We start from the raw sequence: 18,157 nt of genomic DNA on the forward strand, positions 1-18,157 counted from the left end.
ATCAGGGATATTGCAGGCACAAAAAAACGGCCCGTCTCCTGTAGGAAACTGGCCGTTTTCGCGTGAGCGTCAGCTCAGAACAATTACTTGTTCAGGTGGAAATCCTTTTCCGCTGCCTGGAAGCGCTGCACCATGCCAGCGGTCGGCTCGCCGAGCTTACTGACGATGTAGATCGCCAGGCTGGCGAAGATGAAGCCCGGGATGATTTCGTACAGCCCCATCACCTCGAAATGCTTCCACACCACCACGGTGATGGCGCCGACCAGGATGCCGGCCAGTGCGCCGTCGCGGGTCATGTCTTTCCAGATCACCGAGATCAGCACCACTGGACCGAACGCGGCACCGAAACCGGCCCAGGCGTAGGACACCAGGCCCAGCACGCGGTTGTCCGGGTTGGCGGCCATGGCGATAGCGATCAGCGCCACCAGCAACACCATCGCGCGGCCGACCCACACCAGCTCCAGTTGCGAAGCGGATTTGCGCAGGAAGGTTTTGTAGAAGTCTTCGGTCAGGGCGCTCGAGCACACCAGCAACTGGCAGCTCAGGGTGCTCATCACAGCGGCGAGAATCGCCGACAGCAGGACACCGGCCACCCATGGGTTGAAGAGGATTTTTGCCAGTTCGATGAACACCCGCTCGTGGTTCTCGGTCACCGGAACGGCCACTTCCGGGTGCGCCGAGAAGTAGGCGATACCGAAGAAGCCCACGGCGACGGTGCCGCCCAGGCACAGGATCATCCAGGTCATGGAGATGCGACGGGCGTTGGCAATCGACTTCACCGAGTCAGCGGCCATGAAACGCGCGAGGATGTGCGGCTGACCGAAGTAACCCAGACCCCAGCCCATCAGCGAGATGATGCCGATGAAGGTGGTGCCCTTGAGCATGTCGAAGTTGCTCGGGTCCTGGGCTTCGATGGCCAGGAACGTGGTGTCGACGCCGCCGGTGGCCAGCAGCACGATAATCGGCGTCAGCAGCAGGGCGAAAATCATCAACGTGGCTTGTACGGTATCGGTCCAGCTCACCGCGAGGAAACCGCCGACGAAGGTGTAGGCAATCGTCGCCGCCGCACCGGCCCACAGCGCCGTCTCGTAGGACATGCCGAAGGTGCTTTCGAACAGACGGGCGCCCGCCACGATGCCGGAAGCGCAGTAAATGGTGAAGAACACCAGAATCACGATCGCCGAGATGATGCGTAGCAGGCCGCTTTTGTCTTCGAAACGGCTGGAGAAGTAGTCCGGCAGGGTCAGGGCATCGCCGTTGTGCTCGGTCTGCACGCGCAGACGGCCGGCGACGAACAGCCAGTTCAGATAGGCACCGACAATCAGGCCGATGGCGATCCAGCTTTCGGACAGACCAGACATGTAGATGGCGCCCGGCAGGCCCATCAACAACCAGCCGCTCATGTCGGAAGCACCGGCGGACAACGCCGTTACCACGCTGCCGAGGCTGCGGCCGCCAAGAATGTAGTCAGAGAGGTTGTTGGTGGAGCGATAGGCCATGAAGCCGATCAGTACCATTGCTGCGATGTAGATCACGAACGTGATCAGTGTTGGATTGCTTACGCTCATTAAGTTACGCCCTGGCTTTGTTTTTATGTTGCAGCGGTGATCAATCGTCCACAAACGATGACGTTTGGCAGACGAAACGGGATCCCGCGCATTTAGGACTGATGTTTCCCCAGGAAAGCCACCAGCCGATGCACCGGGTATTCCCGGTTGCACCTTGGGCGCGAATGCTATGCAACAAAGCAAAAAAGGTGCAACCAGTTTCTGGCGATTAAGTTGCACCTAGTCGGATATACCGATAAATACGCGATTTTTGCTCCCTTTTAGCGCAGTCCAGGCGCTTCGCTAGAAGCAAAAGCACCAAGCCAGAGCGGCACTTCAGTACCAGAAAATAATTCCTGACGAAGCGTTTATTTTTCCGACAAAAAAAGGGTTGCACCCGGTTGCACCTCATTCAGCGCACGGCTAATCTTGCCGCCAGCTGATGCCACGCAACTGTGGCAACCATGAGGATAAAAATATGGCTACCACCACCCTTGGGGTCAAACTCGATGACCCGACCCGCGAGCGCCTGAAGGCTGCCGCGACCTCGATTGATCGCACCCCGCACTGGCTGATCAAGCAGGCAATTTTCAATTACCTGGAAAAACTCGAGGGTGGTGCAACCCTGACCGAGCTGAACGGTTTGACCGCCAAGGACGCCGACGACGCTGGCGAAGTGCAGACCGATCATGCCCACCAGTGCTTCCTCGAATTCGCTGAAAGCATCCTGCCGCAATCGGTACTGCGCGCTTCGATCACCGCCGCTTACCGTCGCCCAGAGCCGGAAGTGGTGCCGATGCTGATCGAGCAGGCGCGCCTGCCGGCACCGATGGCCGAAGCCACCAACAAACTCGCCGCGTCGATTGCGGAAAAACTGCGTAACCAGAAAAGTGCCGGCGGTCGTGCAGGCATTGTTCAGGGCCTGCTGCAGGAATTTTCCCTGTCGTCCCAGGAAGGCGTGGCGCTGATGTGCCTGGCCGAAGCGCTGCTGCGGATCCCCGACAAGGGCACTCGCGATGCGCTGATCCGCGACAAGATCAGCACCGGCAACTGGCAGCCGCACCTGGGCAACAGCCCGTCGCTGTTCGTCAACGCCGCGACCTGGGGTCTGCTGCTGACCGGCAAACTGGTGTCGACCCACAACGAAGCCGGCCTGACCTCGTCGCTGAGCCGGATCATCGGCAAGAGCGGCGAGCCGATGATCCGCAAGGGCGTCGACATGGCCATGCGCCTGATGGGCGAGCAGTTCGTCACCGGCGAAACCATCGCTGAAGCTCTGGCCAACGCGAGCAAGTTCGAAGCCAAAGGCTTCCGCTATTCCTACGACATGCTCGGTGAAGCGGCGCTGACCGAACACGATGCGCAGAAGTACCTGGCGTCGTACGAACAAGCCATCCACTCGATCGGCAAAGCCTCCCACGGCCGTGGGATTTATGAAGGCCCGGGCATTTCCATCAAGCTTTCGGCCCTGCACCCGCGTTACAGCCGCGCCCAGTACGAGCGGGTGATGGACGAGCTGTACCCGCGCCTGCTGTCGCTGACTCTGCTGGCCAAGCAATACGACATCGGCCTGAACATCGACGCCGAAGAGGCCGACCGCCTCGAGCTGTCGCTGGATCTGCTCGAGCGCCTGTGCTTCGAGCCGCAACTGACCGGCTGGAACGGCATCGGCTTCGTGATTCAGGCTTATCAGAAGCGTTGCCCGTACGTGATCGACTATGTGATCGATCTGGCCCGCCGCAGCCGTCATCGCCTGATGATCCGTCTGGTGAAGGGCGCGTATTGGGACAGCGAAATCAAGCGCGCCCAGGTCGAAGGCCTGGAAGGCTATCCGGTCTACACCCGCAAGGTGTACACCGACGTTTCCTACATTGCCTGCGCACGCAAACTGCTGTCGGTGCCGGAAGTCATCTACCCGCAGTTCGCCACGCACAACGCCCACACCTTGTCGGCGATTTACCACATTGCCGGTCAGAACTATTACCCGGGCCAGTACGAATTCCAGTGCCTGCACGGCATGGGCGAACCGCTCTACGAGCAGGTTGTCGGCAAAGTGTCCGAAGGCAAGCTGAACCGTCCCTGCCGCGTGTACGCACCGGTCGGCACCCACGAAACCCTGCTGGCGTACCTCGTGCGTCGTCTGCTGGAAAACGGCGCCAACACTTCGTTCGTCAACCGTATCGCCGACCAGTCGATTTCAATTCAGGAACTGGTAGCCGATCCGGTGGCGCAGATCGAGCAAATGGCAACTGTGGAAGGTGGTTTCGGCCTGCCGCACCCGCGTATTCCGCTGCCGCGTGACCTGTACGGCGCCGAGCGCGCCAACTCCGCCGGCATCGACATGGCCAACGAACATCGTCTGGCCTCGCTGTCCTGCGCCCTGCTCGCCACCGCGCACAACCACTGGAAAGCCGCGCCGATGCTCGGTTGCGCTTCCAGCAACGAAGCCCCGGCACCGGTGCTGAACCCGGCGGATCACCGCGATGTGGTCGGCCATGCGCAGGAAGCCACCGTCGAAGACGTCGACAACGCGATCCAGTGCGCGCTGAATGCGGCACCGATCTGGCAGGCCACCCCGCCAGCCGAACGTGCGGCGATTCTGGAGCGTGCCGCTGATCTGATGGAAGGCGAGATCCAGCCACTGATGGGCCTGCTGGCCCGTGAAGCCGGCAAGACTTTCGCCAACGCCATTGCTGAAGTGCGTGAAGCGGTGGACTTCCTGCGTTACTACGCAGTGCAGGCGCGCAACGATTTCAGCAACGACGCCCACCGCCCACTGGGCCCGGTGGTGTGCATCAGCCCGTGGAACTTCCCGCTGGCTATCTTCAGTGGTCAGGTCGCTGCCGCACTGGCCGCCGGTAACCCGGTACTGGCCAAACCGGCTGAGCAGACTCCGCTGGTCGCCGCGCAAGCCGTACGTTTGCTGCTCGAGGCGGGGATTCCCGAAGGCGTGCTGCAACTGCTGCCGGGTCGCGGTGAAACCGTCGGTGCCGGTCTGGTCGGCGATGAGCGCGTCAAAGGCGTGATGTTCACCGGCTCCACCGAGGTCGCGCGCCTGCTGCAACGCAACATCGCAGGTCGTCTCGACAGCCAGGGCCGTCCGATTCCGCTGATCGCCGAAACCGGCGGGCAGAACGCGATGATCGTCGATTCTTCGGCGCTGACCGAACAAGTGGTGATCGACGTGGTGTCCTCGGCCTTCGACAGCGCCGGTCAGCGTTGCTCGGCCCTGCGCGTACTGTGCTTGCAGGAAGATTCCGCCGACCGTGTCATCGAAATGCTCAAAGGTGCGATGGCTGAAAGCCGTCTCGGCAACCCTGAGCGTCTGTCCGTGGACATTGGCCCGGTGATCGACGCCGAAGCCAAGGCCGGTATCGACAAGCACATCCAGGGCATGCGTGATAAAGGTCGCAGCGTGTACCAGGTGGCTATCGCCGATGCCGAAGAAGTCAAACGCGGCACCTTCGTCATGCCGACCCTGATCGAACTGGAAAGCTTCGACGAACTGCAACGCGAGATCTTCGGCCCGGTGCTGCACGTGGTTCGCTACAAGCGCAAGGACATCGACCAGTTGATCGGCCAGATCAATGCGTCCGGTTATGGCCTGACCCTCGGCGTGCACACCCGCATCGATGAGACCATCGCCAAGGTGATCGACAACGTCAACGCCGGTAACGTCTACGTCAACCGCAACATCGTCGGTGCCGTGGTCGGCGTGCAACCGTTCGGCGGCGAAGGCCTGTCGGGGACTGGCCCGAAAGCCGGTGGTCCGCTGTACCTGTACCGCTTGCTGTCGACTCGTCCTACTGACGCGATCGAACAATCCTTCGCGCGCGGTGATGCAGCCGTCGCCCCGGACGTGCGTCTGCGTGATGCCATGAGCAAACCGCTGAACGCCTTCAAGGCCTGGGCCGAGAGCAACCAATACGCTGACCTGAGCAGCCTGTGCGTGCAGTACGCCGCGCAATCGCAAAGCGGCATCACCCGCGTGCTGGCCGGCCCGACCGGCGAGAAGAACAGCTACGCGATCCTGCCACGCGAACACGTGCTGTGCCTGGCGGACGTCGAAGGCGATCTGTTGACGCAACTGGCGGCGGTATTGGCTGTCGGTGGTTCGGCGGTTTGGCCGGAATCCGACATCAGCAAGGCATTGTTCGCACGCCTGCCGAAGGAAGTTCAGGCGCGGGTCAAACTGGTTTCCGACTGGAACAAGGATGAAGTGGTGTTTGATGCCGTGCTGCATCACGGCCATTCCGACCAGTTGCGTGGTGTCTGCCAGCAGATTGCCAAGCGTGCCGGTGCGATCGTTGGCGTTCAGGGCCTGTCCCAGGGCGAGACCAACATTGCGCTGGAGCGTCTGGTGATTGAGCGGGCATTGAGCGTCAACACCGCGGCGGCGGGGGGTAATGCGAGCTTGATGACTATCGGTTAAACCGCTGTAACTCCAGGCGACCGCAATGGCCGCCTGGAATAACACCTATGTAGGAGTGAGCCTGCTCGCGAAAGCGATCTATCAGGCACATTCATTTAGCTGACAGACCGCTTTCGCGAGCAGGCTCACTCCTACAGAAGATCAAAAGATCGCAGCCTTCGGCAGCTCCTACAAAGACCGTGTAGGAGCTGCCGAAGGCTGCGATCTTTTGCTTCTTTATCACGCCCATCAATCATCCTGTTCAGCGTTTATCAGCACGCCTAGACTCGGCCCAACCCCAATTTTCAGGTAGGCCGCCATGTCCGAGACGCTGCTCAGTTCCCGCAATCTGGCTTTCGAGCTGTACGAAGTCCTCGATGCCGAAGGCCTGACCCGACGTGAGCGCTTTGCCGAGCACAACCGCGAGACCTTCGACGCGGCCATCGGCACCGCGCGCAGCATCGCCGAGAAATACTTCGCGCCGCACAACCGCAAGGGCGACGAGAACGAGCCGCGCTACGAGAAGGGTCAGGCGATTCTGATTCCCGAAGTCAAACCGGCGGTGGATGCGTTTCTCGAAGCAGGTTTCCTCAACGCCGCGCGCAGCTTCGAAGCCGGCGGCATGCAACTGCCGACACTGCTGTCGCAAGCCTGCTTTGCGCACTTTCAAGCGGCGAATGCGGCGACCACGTCCTACCCGTTCCTGACCATGGGCGCGGCCAACCTGATCGAAAGCTTCGGCAGCGACGAGCAGAAACAGCGTTTCCTGCAACCGATGATCGACGGCCGTTTCTTCGGCACCATGGCCCTGACCGAACCGCACGCCGGCTCATCGCTGTCGGATATTCGTACCCGCGCCGAACCTGCGTCCGACGGCACGTATCGCCTCAAGGGCAACAAGATCTTCATTTCCGGCGGCGATCATCCGCTGTCGGAAAACATCGTGCACATGGTCCTGGCCAAACTGCCGGACGCGCCGCCGGGGGTGAAAGGTATTTCGCTGTTCATCGTGCCGAAGTTTCTGGTCAACGCTGACGGCAGCCTCGGCCAACGCAACGATGTGCTGCTGGCCGGGCTGTTCCACAAGATGGGCTGGCGTGGCACCACTTCCACCGCGCTGAACTTCGGCGATAACGGCGAGTGCGTCGGCTATTTGGTGGGCAAGCCGCATCATGGCTTGAGCTACATGTTCCAGATGATGAACGAGGCGCGGATCGGCGTCGGCATGGGCGCGGTGATGCTTGGTTACGCCGGTTACCTGTACTCGCTGGAGTACGCCCGCGAACGCCCGCAAGGGCGGGTGCCGGACAGCAAGGATCCGAGCACCGCACCGGTAGCGATCATTCAGCACGCGGACGTCAGACGCATGCTGCTGACGCAAAAATCCTACGTCGAAGGGGCCTTTGACCTCGGTTTGTACGCCGCACGGCTGTTCGATGACACCACCACGCTGGAAACTGAAGCCGAGCGCAAACAGGCGCATGAGCTGCTGGATTTGCTGACGCCGATCGTCAAATCCTGGCCGTCAGAGTTCTGCCTGAAGGCCAACGAACTGGCGATCCAGATTCTTGGCGGCCATGGCTATACCCGCGAATACCCGGTGGAGCAGTACTACCGCGACAACCGTCTGAACCCGATCCACGAAGGCACCCACGGCATTCAGTCGCTGGACTTGCTCGGGCGCAAACTGGCGCAGAACGGCGGCGCGGGCCTCAAGCAGCTGATTCGCTTGATCGCCAACACGGCTGAGCGCGCGACCGCGTACGAATCGCTGACCGCATTGCGCGAGCCACTGGAGCAACTGGTAGCCCGCCTGCAAACAGTCACCATCGGCCTGCTGACCGATCTGGCGCAGGGCAAGGTCAACAGCAGCCTGGCGAATTCGGCGCTGTACCTGAAAGTGTTCGGGCACACAGTGATTGGCTGGCGCTGGCTGGAACAGGCAATTCGTGCCGAGGAAGGCTTGGCCAAGGGCAATGCGGCGGATGCTGACTTCTATAAGGGCAAGCTGCAGGCGGCGCGGTATTTCCTGACGTGGGAAGTGCCGGGTTGCCAGCATGAGCTGGCGTTGCTGGAGGCGCGGGATGATACGTGTCTGGCGATGCGGGATGCGTGGTTCTGATCCGGATTATGTGTCGCAGCTGATGCCGTCTTCGCGGGCAAGCCCGCTCCCACAGGTTTATCTGGCGTACATGAGTCTTGGGTACGACACGGACACTGTGGGAGCGGGCTTGCCCGCGAAGAGGCCCGAACTGACAACACATCAGCTCAACTTGAACCCACCCATCTGCCGCGCCAGATCATCCGCCAACCGCTGCAACATCTGACAATCCTCGCGACAGGCCCGGACCTCCCCCGCCGTGGCCCGGGCCAGATCGGAAATTCCCTGCACATTGCGGTTAATCTCTTCCGTCACCGCCGACTGCTCTTCCGTCGCCGTCGCCACTTGATGGTTCATGTCACTGATGCGCTCGACCTGTCCGGTAATCGCGGTCAACGACGCGCCAGTACGCTGGCTCGATTCAACCCCGGTGCCGGTCGCCGCTTGCCCGGTGCGCATCGATGACACGGCATTCTCGGCGCCTTGCTTGAGGCTGCCGATCATCTGCTGAATCTCGTCGGTGGAGGCCTGGGTTCGGCGGGCCAAGGTCCGCACTTCATCGGCCACCACGGCAAACCCACGGCCCATATCTCCGGCGCGCGCGGCTTCAATCGCCGCGTTGAGCGCCAGCAAGTTAGTCTGCTCGGACACCCCGCGAATCACCGCCAGCACCGAATCGATCGACGCGACCTGATGCGCCAGCTCACCGACCGCGCCCGCCGCCAGGCCAATCTCGTCGGACATGCTTTCTATATGGCGGATCGAGCCGCCGACCACTTCCCGCGCTTGCAGCGCTTCATCCCGCGCGGTTTGCGAGGCCAGCGCGGCGTTGCCGGCGTTCTGCGCGATTTCCTGCACGGTCAGACCCATTTCATGCACCGCCGTGGCGACCATGTCGGTCATTTCCTGCTGGCGCCCGGAGCGTTCGGCGGTGTTCTCCACCACTTTCGCCACTTGGCCGACTGCTGTGCGCAGGCGCTCGCTGGTGGTCAGCACTTCGCCGATCAGCCCGCGCTGGCTGTCGAGAAAACGGTTGAAGCCGCGCGCGAGATCGCCCAATTCATCGGCGCGACTGGAATCTAACCGATGGGTCAAATCTCCACCGCCGCTACCGATTGCTACCAGCGCAGCTGTTACCTGACGAATCGGTCGCACCAACCCTTGGGCCAACCACACCACCAGCGCCAGGCACACCAGTGCCACCGCCAGCCCGATGCCGCCGCTCATCCACATCGCTTTGCGGGCTTCGGCGTAGATCTGCGATTGCGGCACTTCGGCCACCAGCGTCCAGCCCAGATCGCGCAGCGGCAGGCTGAAGGCGAGGAAGTCTTCGCCATCGCGCTGGAAGGAACTGTTAGCGGCGACTTTTTGACCCATGACCGCTTGCGCCGCCGACGCACCGATTTGCTCAGTGAGGGTGCGCTTGCCGCTGAACTGCGCCTCGGGATGGACCTGGATCAAACCGTCGGAACGCACGAGATAGACCTTGCCGCGCTCGCCAAAGCTGAAGTTGTGGATCAGCTCCGACAGCTCTTTCATGCTCAGGCCCAGCCCTGCGACACCGACCACTTTGCCGGCCTGCTCGACCTTCAAGTCGATGAACAGCGCCAATTCTCCGGTGGCGCCATCGTTGTCGATGTTCAGGGTGCGCGGCTGGTTGCTGTCGAGAAAGGAATAGAACCAGGTGTCGGCCGGTTTGGCCCGACTGAGGGTGCGGTCGAGGCCTTTTTCGGTGATGTAGTGGTTGGATTCGGTGCCGATGATCAACGCGGTGAAGGCTTTATGTTCGGCGCGGATGCCTTCCAGATACTGCGCGAAGGCTGCCGTTTTGCTGCTGTCTTCACCCGAAGCCAGCCAGTCGCGCACCATGCTGTTGCTGGCGATGTCTTTGGCGGCGGTCAGGGGTTGAACGAGGATGCGCTCGATGTCGTTGCGCGTCGCTTCGATGCTCGACGGCAGCGCTTGTTCGACCAGATAGCTCTGGGCGAGGCGGTTGACCACCAGGGTATAAATGCCAACCACGATCAGGATGCTGACCAGCAGGGCAGTGCCCATGCTGAGTATCAGCTGCCATTGAATACTGCGTCGCCACAACTGCATGGAGCACCCCCAAAGAATAAGTGGCCGAAACAATGCAACAGCCGTGCCGATTGTATACAGCTCGATCGACAATCTATTCTTTGGTTGTGCGCAACTCCATCAGCCCTGATTGATGGTCTTGGCGATGGTTTCGACCGTGGCGCTGACTTGCTCTTGGTAACGGTCGAGTTCTTCCTGGTGCTGCTTCTTCATTTCGATCTGCTGCGAGCACAGGTTCATCGCGGCCAGCACCAGCAAGCGGTCACCGATCAGCGTCGGGTATTTGCGTTTGGTGTCGGCCAGTGCGGCCTTGAGCATCAGTGCGGCATCCAGCAGGGTCTGTTCTTCCCCGGCCGGTGCCTTGATCGAATAGTCCTCCCCGAGAATGGAGATGACTTTTACCCCTGCGGTGCCGTGGTTCATGCGCTGACAGGACCTGCGTTGACGCGATCAACCAGGGCCTGGATGCGCGCTGCGGTGGCGCCGTGCTTCTCTTCCTGTTCCATCAGGCTCAGTTGCAGGCTTTCGTTTTCATCCTTGGCTTGGGCCAGTTCCGTGGACAGGGTCTGGTTGGTTTGCGTGAGGGTCTGGTTCTGTTGCACCAGGTCGCTGACGAGTTGTTCCAATTGGCTGAGGGATGCTTCCAACATTTTGATCTTCCAAGCGTTTTTCAAAGGGCGCGTACGATAAAGAAAAGTCACTGCGGATGCCAGGGTTATACCGGCGCAAGGCCTTGATTTTCCTGGTGGCCGACCGTTCTCGCGAGTTTAAAAGACTGTGATCTGCCAATCTGGTTCCTGCACTTCGTCGCTCAGGCCCATATGCGACAAATACGCACAGTGCCTCAAGACTTTAGTCGTATGACCGATAAGTCATCCAACAGCAGTCTCAGCCCGCATGGAAGCGGCCCTTTTCGGTATCCGCGCCATGTCCCTTCGCAATATGAATATCGCCCCCCGGGCGTTCACCGGTTTCGCCCTGATCGGCGGCCTGATGCTGATTCTCGGTGTGTTCGCCTTGAACCAGATGAGCAAAATCCGCGGCGCCGCCGAGGACATCACCAACAGCAGCGTGCCGAGCATCAAGAACCTCGACGAGTTCACGCAGTTGACCTTGCGCCTGCGGGTGCTGTCGTATCGCTTGCTGGTCAACCGCGAGCCGGACGTGCAACAGAAGACCATGGAACTGCTGGACACCCGCAACCAGCAGATCCGCGCCGCCCAATCGGCCTATGAGCCGTTGATCAGCGGCCCGCAGGAACGCGCAGCCTACGACCAATATGTGCAGTTGCTGGGGCAGTACCGTCAGATCGAAGACCGGATGAAAACCCTGTCGCGCAGCAATCAGGTGGACGAGTTGCGCAACCTGCTCAACACCGAGTTGCTGAACAACTCCGAAGCGATGAACACCGTGCTCAACCGCCTGATGCAGATCAACGGCGAGCAGATCAGCCAGACCAATCAGGAGGCGGTGGACCAGTACTCCTCGGCGTTCAATCTGGTGGTCAGCCTGCTGGTCATCGCCACCGGCCTGACCTTCCTGTTCGCCTGGCTGCTGACCATCAGCATCACCAAGCCGATCTCCAAAGCACTGGACGCAGCGGAAACCATCGCCGAGGGCAACCTGACCCAGCCGATCCACGTCGACGGCACCGACGAGGCCGGGCGCCTGCTGGCGGCCATGGCCAAGATGCAATCGAAACTGCGTGACACCTTGCAGCGCATCTCCGGCTCGGCCACCCAACTGGCTTCCGCTGCCGAAGAACTGAACAGCGTCACCGACGAAAGCGCCCGTGGCCTGACCCAGCAGAACAACGAAATCGAACAGGCCGCCACCGCTGTCAACGAAATGACCAGCGCCGTGGAAGAAGTCGCGCGCAATGCGGTGAGCACTTCGGAAGCCTCGAAGAACGCCACCACTTCGGCGGGCGACGGCCGTGACCTGGTACAGGAAACCGTCAGCGCCATCGAACGCATGAGCGCCGATGTGCAGAGCACCGCGACCCTGATCGGCGATCTGGCGAATGAATCCCGCGACATCGGCAAGGTGCTGGACGTGATTCGTGGTCTGGCGGATCAGACCAACCTGCTGGCCCTGAACGCGGCGATTGAAGCGGCGCGTGCCGGTGAAGCCGGGCGTGGTTTTGCCGTGGTGGCGGACGAGGTTCGTGCCTTGGCGCATCGCACCCAGCAGTCGACCAGCGAAATCGAGCGCATGATCGGCAGCATCCAGAGCGGCACCGAACACGCCGTGGACTCGATGCGCAACAGCACCGAGCGCGCCGAATCGACCCTGAACATTGCGCGTGGTGCCGGGATGTCGCTGGACACCATCAACACCGCGATCGTCGAGATCAACGAGCGCAACCTGGTGATCGCCAGCGCCGCCGAAGAACAGGCGCAAGTGGCCCGCGAGGTGGATCGCAACCTGGTGAACATCCGCGACCTGTCGGTGCAATCGGCCACCGGCGCGAATCAGACCAGTGCGGCGAGCAACGAGCTGTCGCGTCTGGCGCTGGATCTGAACAATATGGTCGGGCGTTTCAGCCTGTAAATTTTCAGATCAAGGTCAAAAGCCCCTCACCCCAGCCCTCTCCCAGAGGGAGAGGGGGAAAGGGAGCACATTGGGGGCTTTGCAGATTTTGAGTTCGGCTCGATATTGCAGGTCGGTGTAACTTGAACAAACCCCGCGGTCGGTCCCCTCTCCCTCCGGGAGAGGGCTAGGGTGAGGGTAGCGATCCCCAGCCGAACCCATACCTCAAATCCCATAGCGTAAAAAGCTTTTTGACAGCATCACATTTCAACAGGTTAGAATCGCTGGCACGCAGACTGCATGGTCAGTTTGTGCCCGTCTTTACGCTTCTGGAGTACTGCCTTTGAATGCGACGACCATCAACAGCCTGTTCTTGATCGGCGCGTTGCTGGTAGGTGCGAGCATTCTTGTCAGCTCACTTTCCTCCCGTCTCGGCATCCCCATTCTGGTGATCATCCTCGCGGTCGGCATGACGGCCGGGGTCGATGGCGGCGGGATCATTTTCGATAACTACCCGACGGCCTATCTGGTCGGCAACCTCGCACTGGCGGTGATCCTCCTCGACGGTGGCCTGCGTACCCGGGTTTCGAGTTTCCGCGTGGCCTTGTGGCCGGCACTGTCGCTGGCGACGGTCGGGGTGTTGATCACCACCGGGCTGACCGGCATGGCCGCCGCGTGGCTGTTCGACCTGAACCTGATTCAGGGCCTGCTGATCGGTGCCATCGTCGGCTCCACGGACGCCGCTGCGGTGTTCTCGCTGCTCGGCGGCAAGGGCCTCAACGAACGGGTGACCGCCAGCCTGGAAATCGAATCCGGCAGCAACGACCCGATGGCGGTGTTCCTCACCGTAACCCTGATCGACATGCTCGCCAGCGGCCAGACCGGCCTGCACTGGAGCCTGCTGACCCACCTGATCCGCGAGTTCGGCATCGGTGGCGTGATTGGTCTCGGCGGCGGCTGGCTGATGCTGCAACTGGTCAACCGGATCAACCTTGCCACCGGCCTGTACCCGATTCTGGTGATCGCCGGCGGTCTGGTGGTGTTCGCCCTGACCAACGCCCTGCACGGCAGCGGTTTCCTCGCGGTGTACCTGTGCGGTCTGGTGATCGGCAACCGCCCGGTGCGCAGTCGTCACGGGATCCTGCACATGCTCGACGGCATGGCATGGCTGGCGCAAATCGGCATGTTCCTGGTGCTGGGGCTGCTGGTCACCCCGCACGATCTGCTGCCGATCGCCCTGCCTGCACTCGGTCTGGCGCTGTGGATGATTCTGTTCGCCCGGCCGCTGTCGGTGCTGGTCGGCCTACTGCCGTTCAAGGCGTTCCACGGTCGCGAGAAAGCGTTTATTTCCTGGGTCGGCTTGCGCGGCGCGGTACCGATCATTCTCGCGGTGTTCCCGTTGATGGCCGGGCTGCCGAATGCGCAGCTGTACTTCAACCTCGCGTTCTTTATCGTGCTGGTGTCGCTGCTGGTGCAGGGCACAAGCCTGCCGTGGGTCGCCAAACTGCTCAAGGTGACGGTACCGCCGGAACCTGCGCCGATCTCCCGTTCGGCGCTGGAAGTGCACATCACCAGCGAGTGGGAGCTGTTCGTTTACAAGCTCGGCGCCGAGAAATGGTGCATCGGTTCACCCCTGCGTGAGCTGAAAATGCCTGAAGGCACGCGTATCGCGGCGCTGTTTCGTGGTCAGCAACTGCTCCATCCGTCGGGTAGTACGGTGCTGGAAGTCGATGATTTGCTGTGTGTTATCGGCCATGAACACAACCTTCCGGCGCTCGGCAAACTGTTCAGCCAAGCGCCGCAACGCGGCCTCGATCTGCGCTTCTTCGGTGATTTCGTGCTCGAAGGAGACGCCCAGCTTAAAGCGGTTGCAGCGCTTTACGGGTTGCCGGCCGAGGGCATTGATCCGGACATGACGCTGGGTGCGTTCATTGCCCACAAGGTCGGGGGTGCACCGATCGTTGGCGACCAGGTGGAGTGGAACAACACCCACTGGACGGTTGCGGTCATGGACGGGAACAAGATCGGCAAAGTGGGCGTCAGATTCCCCGAAGGAAGTCGCCCGGGTCCCGGTCTCTTCCTCTAAACTGCGTCCACTATCACTTGCTTGACCGGTCTCTATGCCTACCCTGCGCTCTTTCTTTTTTGCGGCCCTGCTGGGCCTGAGTCTTTCCGTCGGCCCGCTGTATGCCGCCGAACCACCGTCCAGCGAAGCCGTGCAGGCCAGCCTGGACAAACTGGCCGACAGCAAACTGCCGGATGCCGATAAAAAGAGCCTGCAGACGGTTCTGCAAAACACCCTCAATCAGCTCAACAACCGGCGTGATTACGACCAGAAGCTGATCGACCTCAAGCAGCAACTGGCCTCCGCTCCGCGGCAGACCATCGAGAACACCCGCGAACTGGCACGTCTCAAGGCCACGGCGGTGACACCGATGGCCCAGCGTTTTCCCAAGGAGTCGATCCAGCAACTGGAGCAGATCCTCACGGATCGCTCGACCCAGCAAAGCGATCTGCAAAAAGCCCTGGCCGATGCCAACAGCCTGATCATCACCGCGCAGACCCGTCCTGAGCGTGCGCAGGCGGAAATCTCCGCCAGCCAGACGCGCATCCAGCAGATCAACACCATCCTCAAATCCGGCAAGGACGCGGGCAAGACCGTCAGCGCCGAGCAGCGCGACCAACTGAACGCCGAGCTCGCCGCGCTGAACGCGCTGATCCCGCTGCGCCGTCAGGAGCTGGCCGGCAACAGCCAGTTGCAGGATCTGGGCAACAGCCAGCACGACCTGCTCACAGAGAAGTCCGACCGCCTCGACCGCGAGATCCAGGAACTGCAGACACTGATCAACCAGAAGCGTCTGGCGCAGTCGCAGGAAACCGTGACCCAGCAATCGATCGAGGCGCAAAAAGCCGGCGGCAGCAGCCTGCTCGCCACTGAAAGCGCGGCCAACCTCAAGCTTTCCGATTACCTGCTCAAGAGCACCGACCGCCTCAACGAAGTCACCCAGCAGAACCTGCAGACCAAACAGCAACTCGACAGCCTGACCCAAAGCGACTCGGCCCTCGACGAGCAGATCAACGTACTCAAGGGCAGCCTGCTGCTGTCGAAGATTCTCTACAAGCAGAAGCAGGCGTTGCCGCGACTCAAGGTCGACCGCGATCTGGCGGACCAGATTGCCGACATTCGCCTGTACCAGTTCGAAGTCAGCCAGCAGCGCGAACTGCTGAGCAACCCGGCGAGCTACGTCGACACCCTGCTCTCCACCCAGCCGCCGGAACAAGTCACCCCGCAACTGCGCAAGAGCCTGCTGGATCTGGCCAACACCCGCGCCGACCTGCTCGAGCGCCTGAACCGCGAACTGAGCGCGGTGCTCAACGAATCGATCACCCTGCAGCTCAACCAGAAACAATTGCTGAGCACCGCGCAAAGCCTGCGCGCCACCCTCGACGAGCAGATGTTCTGGATTCCCAGCAACAAGCCGCTGGACGCTGAATGGATACGCGGCGTGCCGGAGCGGCTCAAGCGCCAGGTCGACACCCTGCCGCTGGCATCGAGCCTGAGCGAGCTGACCGATGGCCTGACCCAGCGTCCGCTGCTGTTCCTGCCACTGGCCTTGCTGATCGGCGCTCTGCTGTGGCGGCGCAAGGCGCTATACGCGCGGCTGAACAAGGTTCACCAGGACATCGGTCACTTCAAGCGTGACAGCCAGTGGCATACGCCGCAGGCGATCCTGATCAACATTCTGCTGGCGATGCCGGTGGCCCTGGGTCTGGGCCTGTGCGGTCTGGCCCTGCAGATCGACGCCCGCGGCCAGAACGCCAACATGGGCGCGGCGCTGCTGCAAATGGGTCAGGCGTGGCTGGTGTTCTACACCGCTTACCGGATTCTCTCGCCGGGCGGCGTGGCCGAACTGCATTTCCGCTGGGACAAACCGCAGGTCGAGTTCCTGCAGGGCTGGATCCGCCGCCTCGGGCTGGTGGTGATGGCGCTGGTGACCGTGGTGGCGGTGGCCGAGTTGCAACCGGCGGCGCTGGCCGACGACGTGCTCGGCATGCCGGTGGTGCTGACCTGCTACGCGCTGATGGCATGGCTGCTCAGCCGCTTGCTGATCAGCAGCCCGGCCCACGAAAACACTTCGCTGTTTCGCAAGGCCGTCGGCGTGATGTTCACGCTGCTGCCGATCGCCCTGTTTGTCGCGGTGTGCTTCGGCTACTACTACACCGCGCTGAAACTCAGCGACCGGCTGATCAATACCCTGTACCTGCTGATGTTCTGGCTGGTGATCGAAGCCACCTTCGTCCGTGGTCTGGCGGTCGCCGCACGCCGTCTGGCCTACCAGCGCGCCCTGGCCAAGCGTCAGGCCGCGAAAGAGGCCGGCGACGGCGAAGCGGTGATCGAAGAGCCGACCCTGGACATCGAAAAGGTCAACGAACAGTCGCTGCGCCTGATCCGTCTGGCGCTGCTCGGCGGCTTCATCGCCGCGCTGTACTGGGTCTGGGCCGACCTGATTTCGGTGTTCTCGTACCTCGACAACATCACCCTCTACGAATACACCAGCGGCACCGGCGCCAACATGAGCATGGTGCCGATCAGCATCGGCGACATGCTCGGCGCGCTGATCATCATCGGCATCACCTTCGCGCTGGCGCGCAACTTGCCGGGTCTGCTCGAAGTGTTCGTGCTGTCGAAACTCAATCTGGCGCAGGGCAGCGCCTATGCGACCACCACGCTGCTGTCCTACGTGATCGCCGGCGTCGGATTCGTCTCCGCCCTGTCGACCCTCGGCGTCAGCTGGGACAAGCTGCAGTGGCTGGTGGCGGCGCTGTCGGTCGGTCTCGGTTTCGGTATGCAGGAGATCTTCGCCAACTTCATCTCCGGCATCATGATCCTGTTCGAACGCCCGGTGCGGATCGGCGACACCATCACCATCGGCAACCTGTCGGGCACGGTGAGCAAGATCCGCATACGCGCCACAACCATCACCGACTTCGACCGCAAGGACATCATTGTCCCGAACAAGACGTTCATCACCGGGCAACTGATCAACTGGTCGCTGACCGACACCATCACCCGCGTCACCCTGAAACTCGGCGTCGATTACGGCTCCGATCTGGATCTGGTCAAGGAACTGCTGCTCAAGGCTGCCCGGGAAAACCCGCGCGTCCTCAAGGAGCCCGAGCCGCACGTGTACTTCCTCAACTTCGGCGAAAGCACCCTCGACCACGAACTGCGCATGCACGTGCGCGACCTCGGTGACCGTAACCCGGTGATCGACGAAGTGAACCGCTTCATCAACCGCGAGTTCAAAAAGCAGCACATCAACATCTCGTTCCGCCAGATGGAGGTGTATCTGAAAAACCTTCATGGCCAGGAATACAAGTTGGTGCCGATCGAGGACGAGAACAAAACCATCGTGCCGATCAGTGGCGAGCAAAAGCCGCTGCAAGAGCCGCCGCCGGCCAAACTCGACTAACCGGTGTGTTCCC

Annotated in this window: 8 protein-coding genes and 2 pseudogenes; 6 read left to right on the forward strand and 4 right to left on the reverse strand. The window is 61.4% G+C overall.

All coding sequences use genetic code 11. The features are described from left to right. Positions 1–83: 83 nt before the first annotated feature. Positions 84–1,568: a sodium/proline symporter PutP gene (putP, locus tag ACIOUG_RS15255; RefSeq protein ID WP_401066700.1), complete on the reverse strand. Its 1,485-nt coding sequence runs from the start codon at positions 1,566–1,568 to the stop codon at positions 84–86. A 457-nt stretch (positions 1,569–2,025) separates the two neighbouring features. Between putP and putA the strand changes: the two genes are divergently transcribed. Next, positions 2,026–5,979 (forward strand): trifunctional transcriptional regulator/proline dehydrogenase/L-glutamate gamma-semialdehyde dehydrogenase, encoded by a 3,954-nt coding sequence (putA, locus tag ACIOUG_RS15260; RefSeq protein WP_401066701.1) that lies wholly within the window; start codon positions 2,026–2,028, stop codon positions 5,977–5,979. A 298-nt stretch (positions 5,980–6,277) separates the two neighbouring features. Continuing rightward, on the forward strand, positions 6,278–8,080 hold the full coding sequence (locus ACIOUG_RS15265; RefSeq protein ID WP_401066703.1) for an acyl-CoA dehydrogenase: 1,803 nt from the start codon (positions 6,278–6,280) through the stop codon (positions 8,078–8,080). A 141-nt stretch (positions 8,081–8,221) separates the two neighbouring features. Here the strand turns inward: ACIOUG_RS15265 and ACIOUG_RS15270 are convergent, their stop codons facing one another. The 3 genes from ACIOUG_RS15270 to ACIOUG_RS15280 all read right to left on the reverse strand — a co-directional run bounded on the left by ACIOUG_RS15270 (position 8,222) and on the right by ACIOUG_RS15280 (position 10,788). Beyond that, positions 8,222–10,159, reverse strand: a complete 1,938-nt coding sequence (locus ACIOUG_RS15270) for a methyl-accepting chemotaxis protein (protein ID WP_401066705.1) — start codon at positions 10,157–10,159, stop codon at positions 8,222–8,224. A 99-nt stretch (positions 10,160–10,258) separates the two neighbouring features. Beyond that, a complete protein-coding gene (locus ACIOUG_RS15275; protein ID WP_003220971.1) occupies positions 10,259–10,561 on the reverse strand; it encodes a cell division protein ZapA in 303 nt (100 codons plus the stop codon). Then, entirely contained in the window at positions 10,558–10,788 is a 231-nt protein-coding gene (locus tag ACIOUG_RS15280; RefSeq protein WP_003220969.1) for a hypothetical protein, read from the reverse strand. The genes ACIOUG_RS15275 and ACIOUG_RS15280 overlap by 4 nt, the downstream gene beginning before the upstream one ends. Before the next feature lie 343 nt (positions 10,789–11,131). Here ACIOUG_RS15280 and ACIOUG_RS15285 point away from each other — a divergent pair. The 4 genes and pseudogenes from ACIOUG_RS15285 to mscK form a co-directional block, all read left to right on the forward strand. After that, positions 11,132–11,788: pseudogene (locus ACIOUG_RS15285) on the forward strand (MCP four helix bundle domain-containing protein); the annotation flags it as partial. Between the two features lie 303 nt (positions 11,789–12,091). Continuing rightward, a pseudogene (locus ACIOUG_RS15290) lies at positions 12,092–12,691 on the forward strand (methyl-accepting chemotaxis protein); the annotation flags it as partial. A gap of 322 nt (positions 12,692–13,013) precedes the next feature. Further along, positions 13,014–14,756 carry a potassium/proton antiporter gene (locus tag ACIOUG_RS15295; RefSeq protein ID WP_027611349.1) on the forward strand — a complete coding sequence of 581 codons (1,743 nt, stop codon included), beginning with the start codon at positions 13,014–13,016 and terminating at the stop codon, positions 14,754–14,756. 34 nt (positions 14,757–14,790) lie between these two features. After that, entirely contained in the window at positions 14,791–18,144 is a 3,354-nt protein-coding gene (gene mscK / locus ACIOUG_RS15300) for a mechanosensitive channel MscK (protein WP_401066707.1), read from the forward strand. The last annotated feature ends 13 nt before the right edge of the window (positions 18,145–18,157 follow it).

It is taken from the genome of Pseudomonas sp. NPDC087803, from assembly GCF_044742995.1.
In the GTDB taxonomy this organism is placed as follows: domain Bacteria; phylum Pseudomonadota; class Gammaproteobacteria; order Pseudomonadales; family Pseudomonadaceae; genus Aquipseudomonas.